This is a genomic window from Symploca atlantica LB2515 (assembly GCF_052546295.1).
In genome coordinates this window covers 1,935,309-1,955,423 of the sequence record NZ_JBQWMT010000001.1, presented here as the reverse complement: position 1 = coordinate 1,955,423, position 20,115 = coordinate 1,935,309, and the positions used below count along the sequence as shown (strand labels likewise).

The following is a 20,115-nucleotide window of genomic DNA, read 5'->3' as shown; positions in this document are numbered from 1 at the left end:
CGGAAATGGGCAAAGTAGGCTTGTATTAGAGAAAACAAAGTAACTAAAGCGGTAAACATGCCCTAATCATGAGTCAATATAGCCTTGACCAACTTAGAGAATCCATGGTGAAAATCCTCAATTCTGAGGGGGGAAAGACTGCGGGTTCTGGATTCATAATTCGGGCTGATGGTTATTTGGTTACTTGCCATCATGTTATTTATTTATTAGATACCCTGAAGGTAGAGTATCAGGGTCAAGAATACGAGGCGCAATGGTGCGAAGAGTTATCTAATCCAGAAGTAGATATTGCGATTCTCAAGATTAGTATAGAGGGTGCTAAGACAGTACCAATTATTAATCCGCCTCAGCTAGCTACCTCGGTAACGGTTTATGGCTTTCCCCCTAAACAAGAGAATTTTTTTCCAGAAGGGATTGATATTTCCGCTCAAAATATTCGTCCTAGTGCGCCTGTTAAAATTCTGCCTACCTATCCCCCCCAACAGATAACTGCTAGCAATCCTTGGAATAAATTACCTCAAGAAAATTCTACTTTTACTTCCCAGAGAATTGATGCCAAAGTAGACCGCGGAACTAGTGGCGGTCCAGTTTTTGCTGAAGAATTGGGCGGTGTGGTGGGAGTAATTCAGTCCAGTAAAAGTGACGAGAGTTATGTCATTCGCTGGGATAATATTTTAGGGGAATTAGACTTACTGGGGTTAGAACCTGGGAAGAATGCTGTTTGTCAATTTCTAGCAGAGATTGAGGAGAAGTTTAACTATATTAGTTTTTTTCATATTAGAGAGCAGAAAATTAGTCTGAGAGAGCAATATATTCCTGTTCAAGTTAGTTTAGAAACGCAACGAAAAGATGTAGAGTCTTTCTTGGATGGGGAAATAGAGGCAGTACAAAAACGTGCTTATGCCCTCAAGGGATTGGAGGAATCTCAGCGGAGTAAACTTGGTTGGCAAGAGGTTAAAAAACAGCATCAAAATGAGAATTTTATGGTGCTGGCTGACCCAGGTATGGGAAAGTCTACCTTATTGAGGATGGAGGCGGCAACTAGGGCGCAAGAGGAGAGGGAGAAGTTAGAGAAGCTAAAGGGGGAGAGGTCAAATTTAATAGATCAAACCATTTTTCCTATCTGGCTACGCTTGTCTGATTTAGCGGAAACTGATTCAGAAATCATCAATGCTATCCCTAATATCATCCAGCGAGATCATCCGAAAACTTACCCAGCTATCAGCCATCTTTTGCAGGAAAAATTAGACCAGGGTAAGTGCTTCTTGCTGTTGGATGCTTTAGATGAAGTGCCGAAAGTACAGCGCAATGGTTTAAAAGAAAAGCTGCAAAGGTTTAAACAGAATTATTCCTGTCCGATTATTTGCACTTCTCGTATTGTTGGCTATGGTGGAGGGTTTTTAGAAGCTGGGAAAGAAGTAGAGATTGTGCCCTTTAGCCAGCAGCAAACAGAAGAGTATATTGAAACTTGGTTTAAAAATGCTGAAGAACACACCAATGATCATGTATCAGCCGAGGAACTGATTACAGAACTGCGGCATAAACCCCAAATTGGCGGACTAGTTCAGAATCCTTTACTCTTATCCCTACTTTGTAGTTTATATCAAGAAAAAGGCTTGACTCTTCCGGCGCGGCGCACTGAGGTTTATAAGCAAGCCGTCGATTATATGTTGAACAAATGGAGTGCTAATCGACATTCTGTATCAGCAGGGAAGATTGCTGCCAAAATTAGGTTATTGGAGGAAGTTGCTTACTATTTTTCCTGCGATGAGGAGGGAGATGGTAGCGAAGTTTTTGATTTAGATGTTCTCTCTGAGACAATTAACCGATGCCTAAAAAATGAGCAAGTTTCTCTTGATTTTAAAAATTCTACGCCCTCAGAACTGATTGAGGAACTATCGGAAAAAGATGGTATTCTGCAAAAGTGGGATAGGCAGGGTAATAAGTATCTGTTTCTGCACCGCACCTTTCAGGAGTATTTAACGGCTGCTTATTTACAGAGAAAGATTCAGGAAAATCAGACAGCAGGAATTGCTTTAGTTAAAAAACTTTTGTGGCAATATGATTGTCATGAAACTTTAATGCTACTGGCAGGGTTGATGAAAGATCCTATTCCTTTGCTTGAGGCTATTACTAAGGAAAAGGATGATATTTTTAAGACGCAGTTGTTGTTAGCAGGGCGCTGTTTGGGGGAATGTGGAGAGATTTCTCACCCTTTGATTGGTAAGATAGTTGGGCGTATTTACAAGTTTTGGCATTCTTATCCAACGGCTGATTTTATCAATTCAACTGTGGTGGTGTTGGGTAAAGCAAACTCGCGGATGGTTGAGAAGTTGCAGGCTGCCCTTAAGGACTCCGATAGTTTCGTGAGAAGGCAGGCGGCAGTGGCTTTAGGTGAAATAGGCAATGCCCAAGCAGTCGAGGCTTTAAGTGCTGCCCTTAAGGACTCCGATAGTTTCGTGAGAAGGGAGGCGGCAGAGGCTTTAGGTGAAATTGGCAATGCCCAAGCAGTTGAGGCTTTAATTGCTGCCCTTAACAACTCCGATAGTGAGGTGAGAAGCTATGCGGCAGAGGCATTAGGTGAAATTGGCAATGCAGAAACGTTGAAAAAGCTGATCTATTCCCTGGAAATAAATATCTATCGCAATGATATATTTCCCTTAGCACGCAAATTAGCAGTTAGATTCAGTAAGGAAAAACAGCCTTTTATTCCCGTTTATCCTAAGTTGGTGAGATTTACCTACTCGCCCATCTGGGCAAGGGTGAAGCGTCTTGTTAAGTAATAAATAATCAGTTAAATGTACTGTCTTCAATTGGTCTGAAGTTTGGGCTTATTCATTAGATTTTGACTTATTACCCTTCACCCCCTGATTCCCTTCCCCTCCCACTGCCAAAGAAATCGAACTCAACCCCCGTTCTTCCAACTTCTCTAGCAAACCCTGAAGAATTCGCCGCACCATCCAAGGGCCCTCGTAAACCCAACCAGTGTAAACTTGAATCAGACTGGCACCCGCCGTAATTTTCTGCCAAGCATCCTCTGCCGTAAAGATGCCTCCAACCCCAATAATCGGCAATTTACCTTGAGTTTGCTGATAAATAAAGCGAATCACCTCTGTTGATCTTTGACGCAATGGTGCCCCACTAATACCACCAGCTTCTTCCTCAACTGATTTGCCCGTTGCCTCAATGAACTCAGTTTTGAGCAGATCACGACGAATGGTGGTGTTAGTGGCAATAATCCCAGCCAACTGATGAGTTTGGGCAAGACTGAGAACATCTGCGATCGCTTCGGTTGTCAAATCTGGAGCAATTTTCACTAAAATTGGCTTAAAGCCCTGATTTTCCTGTTGTAGAACATCCAAAATTAAACCAAGTTGAGCCGCATCTTGAAGCGATCGCAATCCCGGTGTATTGGGTGAACTGACATTAACGACAAAGTAGTCCCCTAAATTCTTCAACAGGCGAAAACTGCCTAGGTAATCTGTCGCTGCTTCTGCTAGGGATGTTATCTTAGATTTCCCCAGATTAATACCAATCGGAATTGGGGTTAAATTTTGTAGGTTATTATCTTTTAAACCTTCAACTTCTAATCTGCTAGCTGGCAACCCCCTTGCCAAGCTTCGCGCCATCGTCGCCGCCCCTAGATTATTAAAACCCATGCGGTTGAGTGCTGCTTGGTCTTCAGGCAAACGAAAGAGGCGAGGACGAGGGTTTCCCGGCTGAGGATGAAACGTCACCGTACCCAGTTCAGCAAAACCAAAACCAAACTCACCCCAGACTCTAGCCGCCACGCCGTCTTTATCAAACCCAGCAGCTAAACCCAAGGGATTAGTAAATTGCAGCCCCCAGAGAGTTTGCCCTAAGCGAAGATCACTCAAGCAAAAAGATTGCTGCAATCGAGCCTTAAGTAAGCTGGTTAAGGGACTTTCACTAGTGCGATCTAGCTTACCTAAAAGCTGCAAACTTTGCTGATGCAACCATTCTGGATCAGCTTTCAAGGCAGAGAACAAAACCGGACGAATTCCAGATTGATAAATATCCATTACCTTTAGTCAAATGGAAAATGGAAAATGGAAAATGGAAAATTGAACTTTGTACACCAGTATCTGGCTTATAGTCTCAATTTTCTCTTTTCTACTAACCATTTTCAGTCGTTAAACCGCTTGTGCTTGAGTTTGCGGCTGGAACTGGAACAATGAATAAACGACATTACGGCGGATGTCAATCATCATCTCCAAGAAGGCTTCATATCCCTCTTGCTTGTACTCAATTAGGGGGTCTTTTTGCCCGTAGCCTCGTAAGCCAACCGACTCCCGCAGGGCATCCATTGACTGTAAGTGTTCCCGCCACAGGGTGTCAATTTGCTGCAAGATGAAGAATCGCTCAGCTTGCCGCATCAATCCTGGCTGAATCTGATTAACTTGGGCTTCCTTAAGATCGTAAGCTTTGCGGACTTCTTCGTGCAAGAAGGTTTTAATTTCCCCAATGGTCATATCATCCAGATGTATAGGCTCTAGATCTTGCAGAAGATAGACAAATTCTTGCACCTTCTCCACTAACTTATCTAATTTCCATTCTTCTGGTGGCAACTCTGGGTTGACGTAGGCATCGACAATATCGTCCATTGTCTTTTCAGCGTACTGAATTACCTGCTCTTTGAGGTCTAAACCTTCTAGCACCCGCCGCCTTTCTGCGTAAATGGCTTTTCTTTGATTGTTCATCACCTCGTCATACTCAAACACCTGTTTACGGGTGTCGTAGTAGAAGGTTTCGACTTTTTTCTGTGCACCTTCCAAGGAGCGAGTGAGCATTTTAGATTCGATGGGCATATCTTCCTCAACCCGGAAGGCATCCATTAAACCTGCCACGCGATCGCCGCCAAAAATCCGCAATAAGTTATCTTCTAAGCTGAGGAAGAACTTAGTCGAGCCTGGATCCCCCTGTCTGCCAGCACGTCCCCGTAGCTGGTTGTCGATGCGGCGCGATTCGTGGCGTTCTGTACCCATGACGTGCAAACCGCCTTTTTCCACCACCTGATCATGCTCACGGCTGGTGAACTCCTCATATTCAGAAATTACCGCCTTATAAACCTCCCGCAGCTTTTGAATTACCTGGTCATCTGTGGGCGCATTTTCTGCCGCTACTGCTAATTTGTCCTCAGCTTCTAGTTCTGGTAGACTCTGTTCTCCATGCTTTTGTACGGCAAAATCCACAGCAGTTTTTAGTAGCTGTTCGGTTTCTTTGGATAGTTCCGTAGGGAAAATTTGGGGGCTCACTCTCCAGGTTTTCACCTTCTTGCCAGGAGCAAAGCCTACCCCGCCGGAACGTCCCCCACTAGCACCGGGCACCGCCATGGGTGAGAAACTATCTTCTTCTGAGGGCATGACAATTTTGGGCATCAAGTATTCCCGCAACTTGAGCCTTGCCATGTAGTCAGCATTACCACCCAAAATAATGTCTGTGCCTCGCCCTGCCATGTTTGTCGCAATAGTCAAGGCTCCTAGGCGGCCGGCTTGTGCCACAATCTCCGACTCTCGTTCCACGTTTTCTGGTCGAGCATTGAGCAGTTCGTGAGGTACTGTGCGTTCTGCCAACAGTCTAGAGAGCAGTTCTGATTTTTCGACACTCGTCGTACCTACCAGCACAGGGCGTCCGATTTCGTGCATTTCGGCGCATTCGGCGGCTACTGCCTGCCACTTGGCTTCTTCTGTCTTATAGACGACATCCGACATGTCTTGGCGACGAGACGGCATGTTGGTGGGAATAACTGTAACTTGTAGATTGTAGATTTTTTCAAATTCAGCTTCTTCAGTCTTGGCAGTACCCGTCATCCCCGCTAACTTGGGATACAGCAAGAAGAAATTCTGATAGGTAATTGTTGCCAGGGTTTGGGTTTCGTTTTGAATTTCTACCCGCTCTTTGGCTTCAATTGCCTGGTGTAAGCCATCACTCCAGCGGCGTCCAGCTAATACCCGCCCCGTAAATTCATCAACAATTACCACTTCCCCTTTGCGAACGATGTAGTTCACATCTTGGGTAAATAGTTCTTTGGCTTTAATGGCATTAAAAATATAGTGCGCCCAAGGGTCATTGGGGTCAAATAAGTCCTGAACACCCAGCAGTTCCTCGGCTAACTGAAATCCTTCATCCGTCATCAGGACGTTGCGCGCTTTTTCATCAACTTCGTAGTGCTCTTCTGGCTGAAGCGCTCGTGCGATTTCTGCTGCCTTCAAGTACTTCTGAGTTGGTCGCTCTACCTGTCCGGAAATAATCAACGGTGTCCGGGCTTCATCAATTAATACTGAGTCTACTTCATCGATAATGCAATAGTTGAAGGGACGTTGTACAACATCAGCCATTGCCGTTGCCATGTTGTCTCGCAGGTAGTCGAAACCTAACTCACTGTTGGTGGCGTAGGTGACGTCACAGGCATAGTTGCGCTGTCGCTCTGCCGGCCCCATACCCGATTGAATTAGTCCGACACTCAAGCCCAAGAAACGGTGTACTTGCCCCATCCACTCGGCATCTCGACGAGCCAAGTAGTCGTTGACTGTGACAATGTGAACACCTCTACCATCAAGAGCGTTGAGATAAGCTGGTAGCGTAGAAACCAAAGTTTTTCCTTCACCAGTTTTCATCTCAGCAATTTGTCCTTTATGTAGGACAACGCCCCCCAAAAGCTGCACATCAAAATGGCGCATTCCCAAAACCCGCTTGCCAGCTTCCCGCACTACTGCGAAGACTTCGGGCAACAATTCATCTAATATCTCGTCTCGCTCTCGATCTGTAGTTGCTTTCTCCAACCTCTGTTGAAATTCTGCCGTTTTACCCTTGAGTTGTTCATCCGAAAGTACCTGAATATCTTCTTCTAAGACATTAGTATCGGCAACGTAAGGTTGGTATCTTTTTAGTTTACGTGTATTGGGATCGCCAAGTAAATTTTTCAACATAGCAGGAGAGGGAGATGTCTATTAGAGCTTTGTCTAGAGATAGATGTTAGAGGCTAAGGATATGGTAACGCTGGGTACAGATTTTTCCTAACATCTGAGGATAAGTCTTGGTTGCCTTCTTGCTGACTGGTCACCAGTTTGAGTTACGAAAAGGCTTAATCTAGGCGATAATACCTGCACAAGTCTTTGACCGCCTAATTACTGACCACCCAGAAGCTACCCTTATTTTCTGAGGATTTTCATAATTATCCTATCATTTTCGCTGAGACTGAAGTGGTACGGTGATTTCGACAGCCACTACAGTTAGCTTTGTCCTCAGACCAAGATTCTTTGAGTTTAGGCAACTTACTATTTGCCTGCATTTCCCTGTTGCCTTTGCCGTCAATTTCTTGAGAATAAGCTGCTTACCCCTACGGTAATTAGGTAAAGAACTGCTGCGGCAATAATACCGTTGATTGGTCTAATTCCTGGCCCATAAACCGCTATTGCGCAAGCAAGTATATAGGCAGTAATACCCGCCCAGTTATAGGTTGGTAGGGATGAATCTAAAGAAGGAAATCTACCTTGGTGATTTAGCCAGTAGTCCGCCATTAATATGCCCCCAATGGGAGGAATAAAAGTACCCAGCAGAATCAGGTAATCTACTAGAAAATTGTAGATACCGCTCCACGCCAGAAACAGGGCAATAGTTGCCCCCAAGAATACCAAACGATCTCGCTTCTTGGTACGAAACATGTTGGCGCCTGCTACAGAGAAGGCATAGATGGTGTTGTCTTGTGTTGTCCACATATTCAAGAAAAACAACGCCAATGCCCCCACTAGTAGTTCCTGCTGCGCCATCACTTTAACAATGTCTTCTTGCCCATACACAAAAAAGCAATAGGCACCGCTAAAGATCAGGAAACCATTGCCCAGGAAAAAAGCGAGCAATGCACTTAAAATAGCTGTACGACCTGAGTTGGCAAACCTACTCCAGTTAGTTACTTGGGTAGCACCTGAGATAAACGTACCAACAATAATTGTCATTGCCTCTCCAACAGAGAGACTTTCTTGGGGAATGATTACCTGTGCCGCCGACAAACTAGCGAGATCTGCCGTGGCACCAGTCAAACCCCAAGCCATTAAAATTAGCATTACTGGTACTGCTAGGCGACTGAGCCAATCCATTGCCAAATAGCCCATGTAAGCCGTAGTGCAAAAGGCGTAGGTAAAAAAGAGAACCACTAACCAATTGAAGGATTTAGGCAGTCCCACCAATTGATTGAGTAACTCTGCCATAAAGGCTGAACCCCAAGCATACCAGCCTATTTGTGTAAAACACAGCAGGAAATCTACCCAGCGCGAGCCAAGATTACCAAAACTGAAACGCGCCATCAGTACTGTCGTGAGACCACTTTTAGCGCCAATGTAGCTGAGTGCTGCTGCGTAGACACCTAGAATGAGGTTACTCAACACAATAACACTAATTAAATCGGGCCAAAAGCGATAGGCTGAACCTACTATCCCTCCAGCAAACAAAGTTCCCGAATAAAGCGTAAAACCAATGAGTAAGGGAGCTAGCGACCAAATCGACTTGCGCGCCTCTGGGGGAACAGCGCTTAAAGGATAGTCTTCATTTGCTTGTGAGCGGTCAATTGAGAGCGGTTCTGATGTCTTAATCATCAAGTGTCGTGCGTCCCTGTACACCTACAAATACGACTGCTTACAGGGATACAACCTCCTCGAAACAGCAGGTAGACAATACAAGTCTTCATTTAACCATTGTTGAGCAGTATGCGGATTGGCAATTTTGATTATTTACTGTTTGCTGTTCCCCTGGCTCAACAGTAAACTTGAGTTTTATCTATTTGAGGGGGTTTGGGGGAGCTATAAGCATGTCCTTGAACGAAATGAAGGAACCCGCGCTATATTCGTGAAATTAGCGCTGGGATACTTCGACAAGCTCAGTAACAACATGGACTCCCCCAGCACCTAAGTGGTAAGCTAGGCAGGGTCGATGCATAGACTCACTTCCGCTAGCTGGAATTGCTGCATCGTGAGTTGAGTAGCGAAAAAACGAAACAAAACTCAACTAGTACCCCTGGGCTAGGGGGAAGGGAAACTGCCTGTGCAGACGGTCTACCGGGGGCTGAAACGAGTAGATTTCAGCCTAGGCAAGTGTCAAAATCCCGGTAAGGGAGTAACCAGGAAATCTTCCAAGTGATTGGAGAGGGTCCGCGCTATATTCTTTGAATTAGCGACGGGAAGACGTCACCCGACTACTTAGACCCAATAGCAGCAGTAACTGCTACTTTGTACCATAAAGGCGATCGCCGGCGTCCCCAAGACCCGGTAAAATATAGCCGTTTTCGTCTAATTGTTCGTCAATTGCCGCCGTATAAATTGGCACGTCAGGATGCTGTTGGTGGAAGTGTTCAATTCCTTCTGGTGCCGCTAATAAACACAAGAATTTGATTGATAAGGGATTAGCTTCCTTGATGCGGTCAACAGCCGCAACAGCGGAGTTGCCAGTCGCGAGCATCGGATCTACCACTACAATATCTCGTTGCTCCAAATCGTTAGGAAATTTGAAATAATACTCAATAGCAACATAGGTTCCTGGGTCACGGTACAACCCAATATGCCCCACACGAGCCGAGGGAATTAGTTCCAGAACTCCGTTCAACAGCCCCTGTCCGGCCCTCATGATCGAGATAACTACCATTTTTTTTTCTGAGGCGAGCACGGGAGCCATCATCGGGGCAAGGGGTGTTTTGATTTCTTGATACTTAAGGGGCAAGTCACGGGTCACTTCGTAGGCTAACAAAATGCCAACCTCTTTCATCAGTTGGCGAAATTTTGCTGTACTAGTTTGGAACTGACGCATCAGGGTTAATTTGTGCTGCACAAAAGGGTGATCAATTACCCTGACTTGAGCCGTCACTGCCTTTTTTTTTGCCTGCATGCCTTGTTACTTATGCCTTTTAAAATACGGTGCCGTCACTTTCTAACTGAATTGGGGAGGTGCCACCTGCTCTTAACTGAGCAGCAATGCGTCTTCCTGCTGTCCAAGTTCCTCCCTGTAAAACTTTCACCATGGGCAACTCCTCTTCTGTGAGCTTAAATTGTTGCCGGATGGCTACCGCGATTAAGTCTAAGCAGCTTAGAGTCAGGGCCCGCCACTCGACAATCACCTCAGATTGGGGTGCATGAGGTTTCTGGAACAGGGCAGTTTCTTTCACGACCAACAGCCCTAAATCCAGACACAAACCACCATTGCGGTACTCTGGCAAACCTGTTAGCTGGTCGAGTCCAGCAATCTCTATGCCTAGCTCCTGTAGCGGTTCTAGCAGGGAGTAAGTTAACCACTGAGATAGTTTGTGAAATGGCACATATTCACCACCAAGATCATCTTCTTGAAGAGCTGAGTGTCGCCCAACATCACCTAAATTGATGCCAGCGATGGTTAGTCCTCCTGGCCAGATATCTCCTAATCCCTCTAAGAGGGTACTCAATACCCGACTAGCCAGCAGTTGCTTTTTGCCTTGAGATACCCCTACCTCTGGCAATTGCTCTCTATCTCGCATCCCCCAGCCGGCTACTCCATCCCTAGGGGAGATAGCATTTGGGGTTAAGCTTTCTGCTTCTTTGCCAGTGGTTATCGGAAAACTGGCACAACCTAGCAGGTAATTAACCAAATTACCAGGGCGAGGTAACCCATTGCCAAATAGCCGAGGAAAATCTAATAGTGATTTCCCCAAGCGCTGTAGCAGTGACCACCTGCCTGCTAAACCCAGGAGTGGATTGGCTGGAGACACCTGGAATGAAGCGGCTAGCTCTTCTAAGGTTAATTGTTGTAGTCCTTGAGCATCAACTCGTAGAGGGCGCTCTTGGTCACTAGAGAACACACCCTGGCAGAACATACGAAAACTTGCTACTGCTAACCCTTCAGAACGGTGAAATACCAATCCTGTTTCTGGTTCGCGATACTGCCACTGAGTACCAGCACCAGCATCAAGTAATACGCTAACCATTGCTAGGTCAAACTTGGCTTGTGCGGCTTCTAGTGGGCTCAGTTGTACCAATTTTTGTTCTAATTCTTGCAGGCGTGGGATATTGCCCACCTCGAAATGTCGCCAGCGACTATGAAACGGGATGTTTAAATCTGGATATTCTTCCCCCATCACCTCGATTACATAACTAGCTACCTGGTCTAAGTTGCTCAAATCACAGCGAAAATGGTGCAACTGGTTAGCACAGGCTAACTGAAAAAGGCGATCGCATTGCCCTCGAATTGCTCTTGGCGTTCTTAAGTAAGCGATACGCTCAGGTCGTAGCTCGGCTTCAAGTTTGCTCTTCATCTTAATTTACGGCAGCTCCCTTTGGCTGAAAAAAGGCAATTGTATTGCTCTGATATTTTGGCTAATTTTCTGAAAATACGGGAGTGCTGGTTGTTGATAATCAATGAACTACCCCGACAAGCTAGGAGGGGGAATGCGTAGCGGATAGTGTTCAACTTGGCTCACTTGGGGAAGATGGGCATTATTCCCCAGACGAAGGAACGGGAGAGTAGGATTTTTTAGTAGGTTTTTTACTTTTGCACCAGAAAAAATCAGACAGGGGGAGGAAAACAGGGGGGGTTAACAACTCCTCCCTACAGAGATGGGACTTTAAGCCAAAATTCAAACTTGATCAATTTGAACTTTAGATCTACCCAAACTCTCTTCCCCCCCAATCTCCGAACTAATCTGCTAGGGAGCGCCCTTTAATTGTAGACAGGGCTATCGCATCCGGTGCTGGTTGTTCAGTATAGTAACCAGCAGCTTTCTTGGCAGCAATTTCCACCTGTGCATCGGCAGGAATCAGTTCCTCTGGAATTGGAATGCGCTGGACAATCTCAATGCCGGAGTTAACGATCGCGTCGTGTTTCATATCACTCATGGAAATAAAACGGTCGATTCGTTGTATTCCCAGCCAGTGCAACACATCTGGCATCAGTTCTTGAAAGCGCATATCCTGCACACCAGCTACACACTCGGTGCGGTTGAAGTAGGCATCGGCACTATCGCCTCCTTCCTGGCGTTTACGAGCATTGTAGACCAGGAACTTGGTGACCTCACCTAAAGCTCGACCTTCCTTGCGGTAGTAAACTAAGATACCTGCGCCACCATCTTGGGCTGTTTGGGTACAAACTTCCAGGCCATGGGCCAAATAGGGACGGCAGGTGCAGATGTCGGAACCGAAGACATCTGAGCCGTTACATTCGTCGTGTACCCGCACAGCTAGAGGTTTTTTGGGGTCGGTAATTGCCGCTAAATCACCAATAATATAAACAGTGGTGCCGCCAATCGGTGGTAAAAATACCTGTAAATCGGGGCGCGTGACCAATTCCGGGAACATCCCACCAGTTTGCTGAAATAAAGCGCGACGCAGGTTGCTTTCTGATACTTTGAGTCGCTCAGCAATTCCTGGCAGATACCAGACGGGATCAATTGCCACCTTATTGACGAGTAAACTACCGTCTTTTTTTAAAATTTTGCCATCGACTGATAATCGCCCTTTTGCCACAGCTTCCTGCATTTCTGGCATTTTGATATGAGCTTGAGTGACGGCAATTGTCGGCCGAATATCGTATCCCTGCTCATGGAAATGGGCATAAACATCGCCCACCATGGCACCAAAGGGGTCGAGGGAAACGATACGATTGCCTTTAGCCCAACTGGGATGAGGTCCAATGGCGATCGTGGGAGAAGTATTAGTTAGATCAGCGAGGTGATTAGCCTGAAGCGCTCCGCTGGCAACGGCCAAAGCTCTGTAAATAGAGTAAGAACCTGAATGGCTACCGATGACATTGCGATGAGCTTGGTTTCTCAATGTCCCAATAATCGGGCCTCGTTTGAGAGGATCACCCTCTCCCCAGCGAATTGATTGAGATTGCGACCGAGAAGCACCTGGATGAGAAGTTAAGACAATATGCTTCGGTTTAGAGACGATTTTTAGCTGTTGCATGATTTTTAATTAGTAGAAAGCACCCTGAGTTACCACGGTTGTTGAATAATTCCCAACTGGGTAACTTTACGCAACTAAGCAAACCCTGAATACGGCAACTTGGTTGTCAAAACCAACTTGCCAGTAATCTTTCTGAAAAACTATATATACTCTCCTAATAAATGACTTATGTCAAGTTAGAGGGTCACATAGCTTGCAATAGATTATCCACCTTGCCCAAAACAAAGCTGATCACCATGAACTTTACTGAAAATTGGGCATTGGTTGCATAGTTACCGGATAATTGGGGATTTTCGGCAATTCCTTGCCCCTATTGCTTTTCTTGCCCCCTTGCCTCTTTGCTTTTCCTCGTCCTAAATTTCCAATTGACAACTACCAGGATGGAGAGAGCATGTCACAATTGAAGTCAAGCATGATTCCGCAAAATGCCACCAAGCTAAGGATGTGCTGAGCTTTCTCTAAAGACAATCTGCACTTTATTTCGCTACTATGTCCTCCGAGCAGTCCCCACAAGAACCGCAAAGCCACTCCAGCCTAGAAGAAATCCGCGCCGCACGGTTAGAAAAGGTCAAACAGCTCAAAGCCTTGGGTATCAATCCCTACGCCTACCGCTGGGCATCTACCCATCATGCGGCCCAACTCCAGGAAAAATTTGCTGATTTGCCTAATGGCGAGGAAGTAGATTTTCAGGTAGCGATCGCTGGCCGAATTCTGGTGCGTCGAGTTTTTGGCAAATTGGCATTCTTTAACCTCCAGGATGAAACTGGCACAATTCAACTTTACCTAGATAAGAAGCGCATCACGGCTGAGATGGCAGATGTACCCAATGCCTTTAACCAGCTCAAGCAGCTTACTGATATGGGGGACATTATCGGTGTTAAGGGGACAATTAAGCGCACCGATAAAGGCGAACTATCGGTATACGTCAGCCAGTACACGATTCTCACTAAGTCATTGTTGCCCTTACCTGATAAATGGCATGGGCTTACAGATACCGAAAAGCGCTACCGTCAGCGCTATGTTGACCTAATTATTAACCCCGTTGTCCGAGAAACTTTCCGAGTGCGGGCGAAAATCACCGCTGGTATTCGTCGCTATCTCGAAGAGCAAGACTTTATTGAAATTGAGACACCAGTTTTTAATACCGAAGCTGGTGGTGCGGATGCTCGTCCCTTCGTTACTTACCACAACGCCTTGGATATGGAGTTGTATCTGAGGATTGCCACAGAGTTGCACTTGAAGCGGCTGATTGTCGGTGGGTTTGAAAAAGTCTTTGAGTTGGGGCGGATTTTTCGTAATGAAGGTGTCTCCACCCGCCACAATCCTGAATTTACTTCGATTGAGGTTTACCAGGCCTATGCTGACTACAATGACATGATGCAGTTGACGGAGCATCTCATTACCACCGTCACCCAACAAGTTTTAGGTAAGCTCAAAATCACTTATCAGGGTGAGGAAATTGACCTGACGCCACCTTGGCGCAGAGTGACAATGCACCAGCTAGTGCAGGAACAGACGGGTTTAGATTTCACTGAGTTTAAGACTTTAGAAGCAGCGAAAACCGCAGCAAAAACCGCAGGCATTGAAGGCTCAGCAGAGTGTCAATCTATTGGTAAAATTCTTAATGAAGCCTTCGAGCAAAAGTGTGAAGCAACACTAATTCAGCCGACTTTTGTGGTAGATTACCCTGTAGAAATTTCGCCCCTCGCGAAGCCCCATCGAGAGAAGGCGGGTTTAGTAGAACGCTTTGAGTTATTTATCGCGGGACGCGAGACGGCTAACAGCTTCTCTGAGTTGACTGATCCCGTAGAACAAAGGAAGCGTCTAGAAGCCCAGGCGGAACGAAAAGCAGCAGGAGACTTAGAAGCACAAGGAGTCGATGAGGACTTCCTGACAGCCCTAGAATACGGCATGCCACCTACCGGGGGTATGGGTATGGGTATTGACCGCTTAGTGATGCTGCTGACTGATTCTGCTAGTATCCGGGATGCGATCGCCTTTCCCTTGCTCAAGAGTTCCAGTAATGTAGTCAAATCCTGCGACTATGACAAGGAAACTCAAACCCTGCGAGTTGAATTCAACACTGGCAGTGTCTACAAGTACCATAACGTGCCGGAAAAGGTATATCAGAGCCTCAGGAGTGCGCCCTCCCTCGGTCAATATTTCAATGGGCAAATCCGGGAAAAATACGGCTTTGATCGGGAATTGTAAATAGAAAATGGAAAATTGAGCTGTAAACACCAGAATCTGGCTTATGGTCTCAATTTTCTATTTGCCCTCACATTTGAACCGCTAATTAGAAACTTCTGCCATCTCAATAACACGGCCGTCAAGATCCTTGACCAAAAAATTGAGTGGCTTCTGTTTACGGATTTTGTACTTCAGCTGCCGCATTTGTACCCGCATTAAGACCTGTTCAAGGCAGTCTCGGTCAAAACAGACGTGGCGCTGGTTGTTTTTCTTGCCCAAGGTGGCACCAGAAATGATATGCAGTTGGGTATTCTTTTTTAATTGATACCAAAGGCCCTCAGTACCGTTGAACTGTGTTGCACTAGAGGGACTCATGGTAGCCGATGACATGTAAAGAGGGTCAATGCTAGTGGCTCCTAGCGTTTGCTCGTAATTGTAGTAATAATGCAGAGGGACTTCTGCTGCTGGTAAATCTAGCAAGCCTTCATAGAATTGCTGAGCTACAGCTAGGTCCGACACCATCACAGTATGTACTTTCGGGGCGCTAGTGAGAAACATCCACATGGCAACCCCGTAGGCCGCCAAGAGCATGACCATAATGCCCTGGGTGGAAAATAGGCTATCTAAGGGCAAAAAGGCCCCAAACGGTAGCGGCTGAAATAGGAAGGAAATAACATCTACTGATAAAATCATGAACTGACAGAGAGTGACGCTAGGTTTTAACCTTAATAAGTCCGTTGTCCTGTTACAGGTAAGATTATTACCATCAGACTTGTCTACTGTTAATAATTCTAGCTAAGTTCTACAACCACTTTGCCAGAAAACAGCCTGGACAAGTAGCTAGTAGATAGTGGAAACTCCAAACAGACTACCGTTAAAGAAATTCCTGAGATCCTCTGTCACCAGGTAACTGGCGACAGAGAGAAAACTGGGAATTATCTGCCCTGCCTTTTCCTGATTCTGGGAATTTAAAGACTGTGCAAATTCCGTATTTTACTGAATCTAATCATCCGATGGTCAAAGCGCTGTTCCATCACAGCGATCAAGAATTGCTGACCCTGTTTCAGCGCCATCGGGAACAGGGGAAGTACTTCACGGCAATTTTCTGTCGCTATAGCCCGCTGGTTTTTACCCTGATTCGGCACTCAGCACGCTCACCAGTACAAGCAGACTACTTATTTGCCTTGACTTGGCGTCATGTGTATTACGAAATTGGTGGGCTGGATTTGCGTGACAATACTCTTTTAGGATCCAATTCCTTGCAAGCTTGGCTGATTAATATGACAGCCATCTGCATCAACTCCGCCGATTTGCCACCAGTAGAGTCAATTCACTACGACATCAAAGCAGCACCTCCGCCCCTGTGGTGTTACCTCGAACAAGCATTAGGACAGTTGCCGCCAGTAGTGCGTCTAATGGTAATTATGGCACAGAGTTTCCACTGGAGCGAAACACGGATTGCCGCATATCTACAAGCCGAGGGAGAGGAAATTGCACCCGCTCAGGTGAGAAGTAAACTCCAGGAAGGTTATCAGCTCTTGGAAGCTAACTTACCTAAAGATATTCGCGTGATTTATCTGGGAGAAGAACTAACTACTCCCCAGCCAAAGTCCAAAGCAAATGCCGTGACGGTGGCGGGTGATTAACGCCCAGCTTCAGTTAAATTAAGTAAATTAAGGACACAACTGGCGAGTCGAGTTCAGCCTTGGGAATCGTGGTATGGAAAAATTGTGTCTGTTACTGGTAGTAAATAGCCAAAGAGGAGTTTTTTGCCCCTCCAAAGTTGCGGTGCTAACGCTTCATGCACTAGTAATACTAGTTAGTGATGCTGCTTTGACTGAGGTATTGCCCCGTCGAGCAGCTGCTGCTGAGTTGGAACAACAACTAGAGATACCCATGGACAATGGCATTGTCAAGGAGGCCAGAGATGAAGCAGATTTACTGCTACAGCAGGGAGAACTAGCCTATAGTCAGGGTAACTTTGAGCAAGCGATCGCTGATTGGTCGCTTGCTCTAGAAATCTATCAACGAATTGGTAATTTGGAGGGACTTGGTCTTACTTACGATTACCTGGGCCTGACTTATACTCAGCTAGAACGTTACCGGGAGGCAGAAGATGCTCTCAGAAGAAGGTTAGGAGTTGCGCGTTCTCAGCACGATTTTCAAGGGCAAATTTATGGTTTAAATAACGTCGGATCACTATTGCTGCGCTCTGGCAATCTGGAAGCTGCCCAGAAAACCTTTGCAGAAGCCCTAGAAATTGCCCGTAGCGTGGAAAATAGGCAAGGTGAAGGGCTAAGCCTCAGTAACTTGGGTTTAGTGGCTGCTGAAGGGAAAAATTATGGCGAGGCGGTTAAGTTGTACGAAGCCTCCCTTGGTTTGCGCCGTCGCTGGGGTGATATTGAGGGGCTAGCCCAAACGCGCAATAATCTAGCAGATACTTATCGCGCGATGAACCGTCTCAGAGATGCTGCATTTTCTTACCGAGCAGCGCTAATTTTAGCTAGTGATAGCAGCGATTTACCCAACCAATTTCGGGCTTTGAGGGGGCTGGCAACTTCTTATGGTGAGTTAAAACAGTATGGGCGAGCTTTGAGATTCGTAGATCAATACATTGTTTTGACCAGACAAGTAGGAAAACGCTCTGAAGAACTCAGAGCGCTAAAGCTAGCTGCAGAGCTACACCGAGCTAAGGGTGACTTGTTTCAGGCGAAGCATCTCTATGAAAGAGCGATCGCTTTAGCTAGTGATTTAGGTAATACCAGCGAAGAAACTTTTTTGCGCAATGATTTGGCTCAAATCCTCTATCAGAGAGAGCCAAATTAGCCAAAGAAATGATTAATAGGAAAAATTAACCACAGATGGACAAGAGATAGATAGCAACACTCTGACAGTTCATCGACCGAGGATTGCTATATCAAGAATTACAACGCTTGCTCAGAGGTAGATGTTGTCGCACTCAGTTAGAGTCTAGTCGCTGGGATATCTTCTGGATCAAACCACTTACCAGAGCTCCAGCCATCAGAATGCCGATTGCTGGAGTAAATACAGGTTCCCACAGACGATACCAGACTTCTAGTCCGAGGGAAACTCCCACTGAGCGGCCAACAAGCGCTACTACTAACCAAAAAAAACTTAACAATACGAGAAACACATCTACTACCAAAAATTTGTTGAGCCAGGTGATGAGGTGATCTTTCACGGTTTCAAAAATGGTCAAGTGCAAGTAATCAATTAATTAATGGTAGGATTCTATCGCCACTAGTTACATCTTCAACCCAAAGACAAGTGTAAACCGCAAAGAAGCCGAACTACGAGAGTCAGTAGAGGTTGATAACTTTCTGAATTCACCTTATGCCCAAATTCTGCTTGCGACTCCCCAGTGCCGTTGCTGTGGCTTTACTGACGTTTGCCACTAGCTGTTCCCGCTTGCCCTCACTGTCCAATATTACCGTGGGTAAGACATCTTCCTCAGCTACTAAGAACGCTACACGCTTGGTTTCCTCTGAGAAGACTTCCCCAGACTGTTCTCAAATTGACCCTTTTACTAAAGCAGTTGGTAAAGCGATCAGTGCTGCTACTCTTGCTCAATCGGCTGCATCAGAAAAAGATTGGGATTTAGTTGTCTCCAGGTGGATTGCTGCCATTGACGGTATGCAAGCTGTACCACCAGAAAGTCCCAAACGCATTTTTGCCCAAAAGAAAGTTGTTGAGTATTTACAAAACTTAGATATTGCCCAAAGAAAAGCCTCATCTATCAACTACCAGTTGCCCTTCTCCAGCTTTGACAACGAAATTTTAGATGAGCAATTACTGCTGTATTTATCTTACGTTGCGGCTGTTGGACCGCCAGATGTTTTAATTGTCGGCAGTTCCCGTGCTTTACAAGGGGTAGATCCTCAACAACTACAACAAGTTTTAGCCAGCTTTGGCAAAGAAGGACTTAAGGTTTTTAACTTTGGGGTCAATGGCGCAACTGCTCAGTTTGTGGACTTCCAACTCCGACAACTCTTAAGCGCTGAACAACTGCCACGCCTAATCCTTTGGGCGGACGGCGTACGAGCCTTTAATAGTGGGCGTGTAGATAAAACCTATAATAGCCTGATCACTTCTAAAGGTTACCAGAACCTGATAGCAGGAAAGGAACCCACACTTCCTGAGAGCGAACCTGAAACCGCTGATGCCTGTGAAGTGATCGAAACTACGATTTCTCAAGCTTCTCACGAGGAATCCAGCAGCTTAGTTAATCAAGAGAATTCTACTATCACTTCCAGCAATTGGAGATTAACCAAAGTATCCTACGAGGCAAGTGACTCCCCAGTGTCACCCCCCGCTGAGAGATTACTTTTGACTCAACTGAAGACCTCAGAGCCACCACAACGGCTGACGATGCTGCGCAATGTTACTGGTTACAGTAGTTTTGCCGTTGATGCTAATGGCTTTTTGCCGATAGATAGCCGCTTTGAGCCTCAGACTTATTTTCAGAAAAATCCACTAGTGCCAGGTCTGTACGATGCCGACTACCAGCCCTTTAGTATAGCTGGCAAGCAAGCAGTTGCCTTGAATTCGATTAAAGCTTTTACTAAGGGGAAAAAGATTCCCTTGGTGATGGTTAACTTACCAGTAACTCAAGGGTACTTAGACGCGGTACGCCAAAAACGCGAGCAGCAATTTCAACAGTCAATGGAGCAAAAGGTTGATCAAGGATTTGTTTTTATCGATTTGGCAAAGCAGTGGCGGACTAAAAATGAATATTTTGCCGATCCTAGCCATCTGAACCGCTACGGAGCAGCAGCGGTTTCTAGCCAGCTTGCTGCCGAATCTAAGATTCCCTGGCCTGTGGAGCCAGCAAAAACCCCCGATGGACATAATAATCCGATACCCAGAAGGAAAGTTGAACAGGAGCAGTCGGAATTCGATATAAGAAGCCGATAAATTGAAAATTGAACTGTGTGCCTCAGTATCTGGGTTATAGCCTCAATTAACC

The 20,115-nt window shown here is 45.9% G+C and carries 13 protein-coding genes; 5 read left to right on the top strand and 8 right to left on the bottom strand.

The genetic code is table 11. From position 1 onward, the window contains the following. The first annotated feature begins 68 nt into the window (after positions 1-68). Complete coding sequence (locus ACT7WV_RS08245; RefSeq protein WP_445102444.1) at positions 69-2,783, top strand: HEAT repeat domain-containing protein; 2,715 nt, start codon at positions 69-71, stop codon at positions 2,781-2,783. A gap of 48 nt (positions 2,784-2,831) precedes the next feature. Here the strand turns inward: ACT7WV_RS08245 and ACT7WV_RS08240 are convergent, their stop codons facing one another. From ACT7WV_RS08240 to ACT7WV_RS08215, 6 genes are all read right to left on the bottom strand, one after another. Beyond that, positions 2,832-4,043, bottom strand: a complete 1,212-nt coding sequence (locus ACT7WV_RS08240) for a quinone-dependent dihydroorotate dehydrogenase (protein WP_445102443.1) — start codon at positions 4,041-4,043, stop codon at positions 2,832-2,834. 111 nt (positions 4,044-4,154) lie between these two features. After that, the gene (gene secA / locus ACT7WV_RS08235) at positions 4,155-6,950 is read right to left on the bottom strand and encodes a preprotein translocase subunit SecA (protein ID WP_445102442.1); all 2,796 of its coding nucleotides are present in this window, start codon (positions 6,948-6,950) and stop codon (positions 4,155-4,157) included. Positions 6,951-7,331: 381 nt separating this feature from the next. Next, the gene (gene codB, locus ACT7WV_RS08230) at positions 7,332-8,612 is read right to left on the bottom strand and encodes a cytosine permease (protein ID WP_445102441.1); all 1,281 of its coding nucleotides are present in this window, start codon (positions 8,610-8,612) and stop codon (positions 7,332-7,334) included. Between the two features lie 625 nt (positions 8,613-9,237). Next, positions 9,238-9,894, bottom strand: coding sequence for a uracil phosphoribosyltransferase (upp, locus tag ACT7WV_RS08225; RefSeq protein ID WP_445102440.1), 657 nt, complete (start codon positions 9,892-9,894; stop codon positions 9,238-9,240). A gap of 19 nt (positions 9,895-9,913) precedes the next feature. Further along, a complete protein-coding gene (locus tag ACT7WV_RS08220) occupies positions 9,914-11,290 on the bottom strand; it encodes a URC4/urg3 family protein (protein ID WP_445102439.1) in 1,377 nt (458 codons plus the stop codon). Between the two features lie 382 nt (positions 11,291-11,672). Then, the gene (locus tag ACT7WV_RS08215; RefSeq protein ID WP_445102438.1) at positions 11,673-12,938 is read right to left on the bottom strand and encodes a GTP cyclohydrolase II; all 1,266 of its coding nucleotides are present in this window, start codon (positions 12,936-12,938) and stop codon (positions 11,673-11,675) included. A gap of 489 nt (positions 12,939-13,427) precedes the next feature. Here ACT7WV_RS08215 and lysS point away from each other — a divergent pair, with 489 nt between their 5' ends. Further along, complete coding sequence (gene lysS / locus ACT7WV_RS08210) at positions 13,428-15,149, top strand: lysine--tRNA ligase (protein WP_445102437.1); 1,722 nt, start codon at positions 13,428-13,430, stop codon at positions 15,147-15,149. Between the two features lie 81 nt (positions 15,150-15,230). On the opposite strand, the gene ACT7WV_RS08205 is transcribed toward lysS, so the two are convergent. Beyond that, the gene (locus ACT7WV_RS08205; protein ID WP_445102436.1) at positions 15,231-15,821 is read right to left on the bottom strand and encodes a glyoxalase-like domain protein; all 591 of its coding nucleotides are present in this window, start codon (positions 15,819-15,821) and stop codon (positions 15,231-15,233) included. A 284-nt stretch (positions 15,822-16,105) separates the two neighbouring features. Between ACT7WV_RS08205 and ACT7WV_RS08200 the strand changes: the two genes are divergently transcribed. Together ACT7WV_RS08200 and ACT7WV_RS08195 are read left to right on the top strand one after the other, a co-directional pair. Beyond that, positions 16,106-16,774 carry an RNA polymerase sigma factor gene (locus ACT7WV_RS08200; protein WP_445102435.1) on the top strand — a complete coding sequence of 223 codons (669 nt, stop codon included), beginning with the start codon at positions 16,106-16,108 and terminating at the stop codon, positions 16,772-16,774. A 73-nt stretch (positions 16,775-16,847) separates the two neighbouring features. Beyond that, a complete protein-coding gene (locus tag ACT7WV_RS08195; protein ID WP_445102434.1) occupies positions 16,848-17,954 on the top strand; it encodes a tetratricopeptide repeat protein in 1,107 nt (368 codons plus the stop codon). Positions 17,955-18,087: 133 nt separating this feature from the next. On the opposite strand, the gene ACT7WV_RS08190 is transcribed toward ACT7WV_RS08195, so the two are convergent. Beyond that, positions 18,088-18,330 (bottom strand): hypothetical protein, encoded by a 243-nt coding sequence (locus ACT7WV_RS08190; protein WP_445102433.1) that lies wholly within the window; start codon positions 18,328-18,330, stop codon positions 18,088-18,090. Between the two features lie 152 nt (positions 18,331-18,482). Between ACT7WV_RS08190 and ACT7WV_RS08185 the strand changes: the two genes are divergently transcribed. Further along, complete coding sequence (locus ACT7WV_RS08185) at positions 18,483-20,063, top strand: hypothetical protein (protein WP_445102432.1); 1,581 nt, start codon at positions 18,483-18,485, stop codon at positions 20,061-20,063. Positions 20,064-20,115 lie beyond the last annotated feature (52 nt).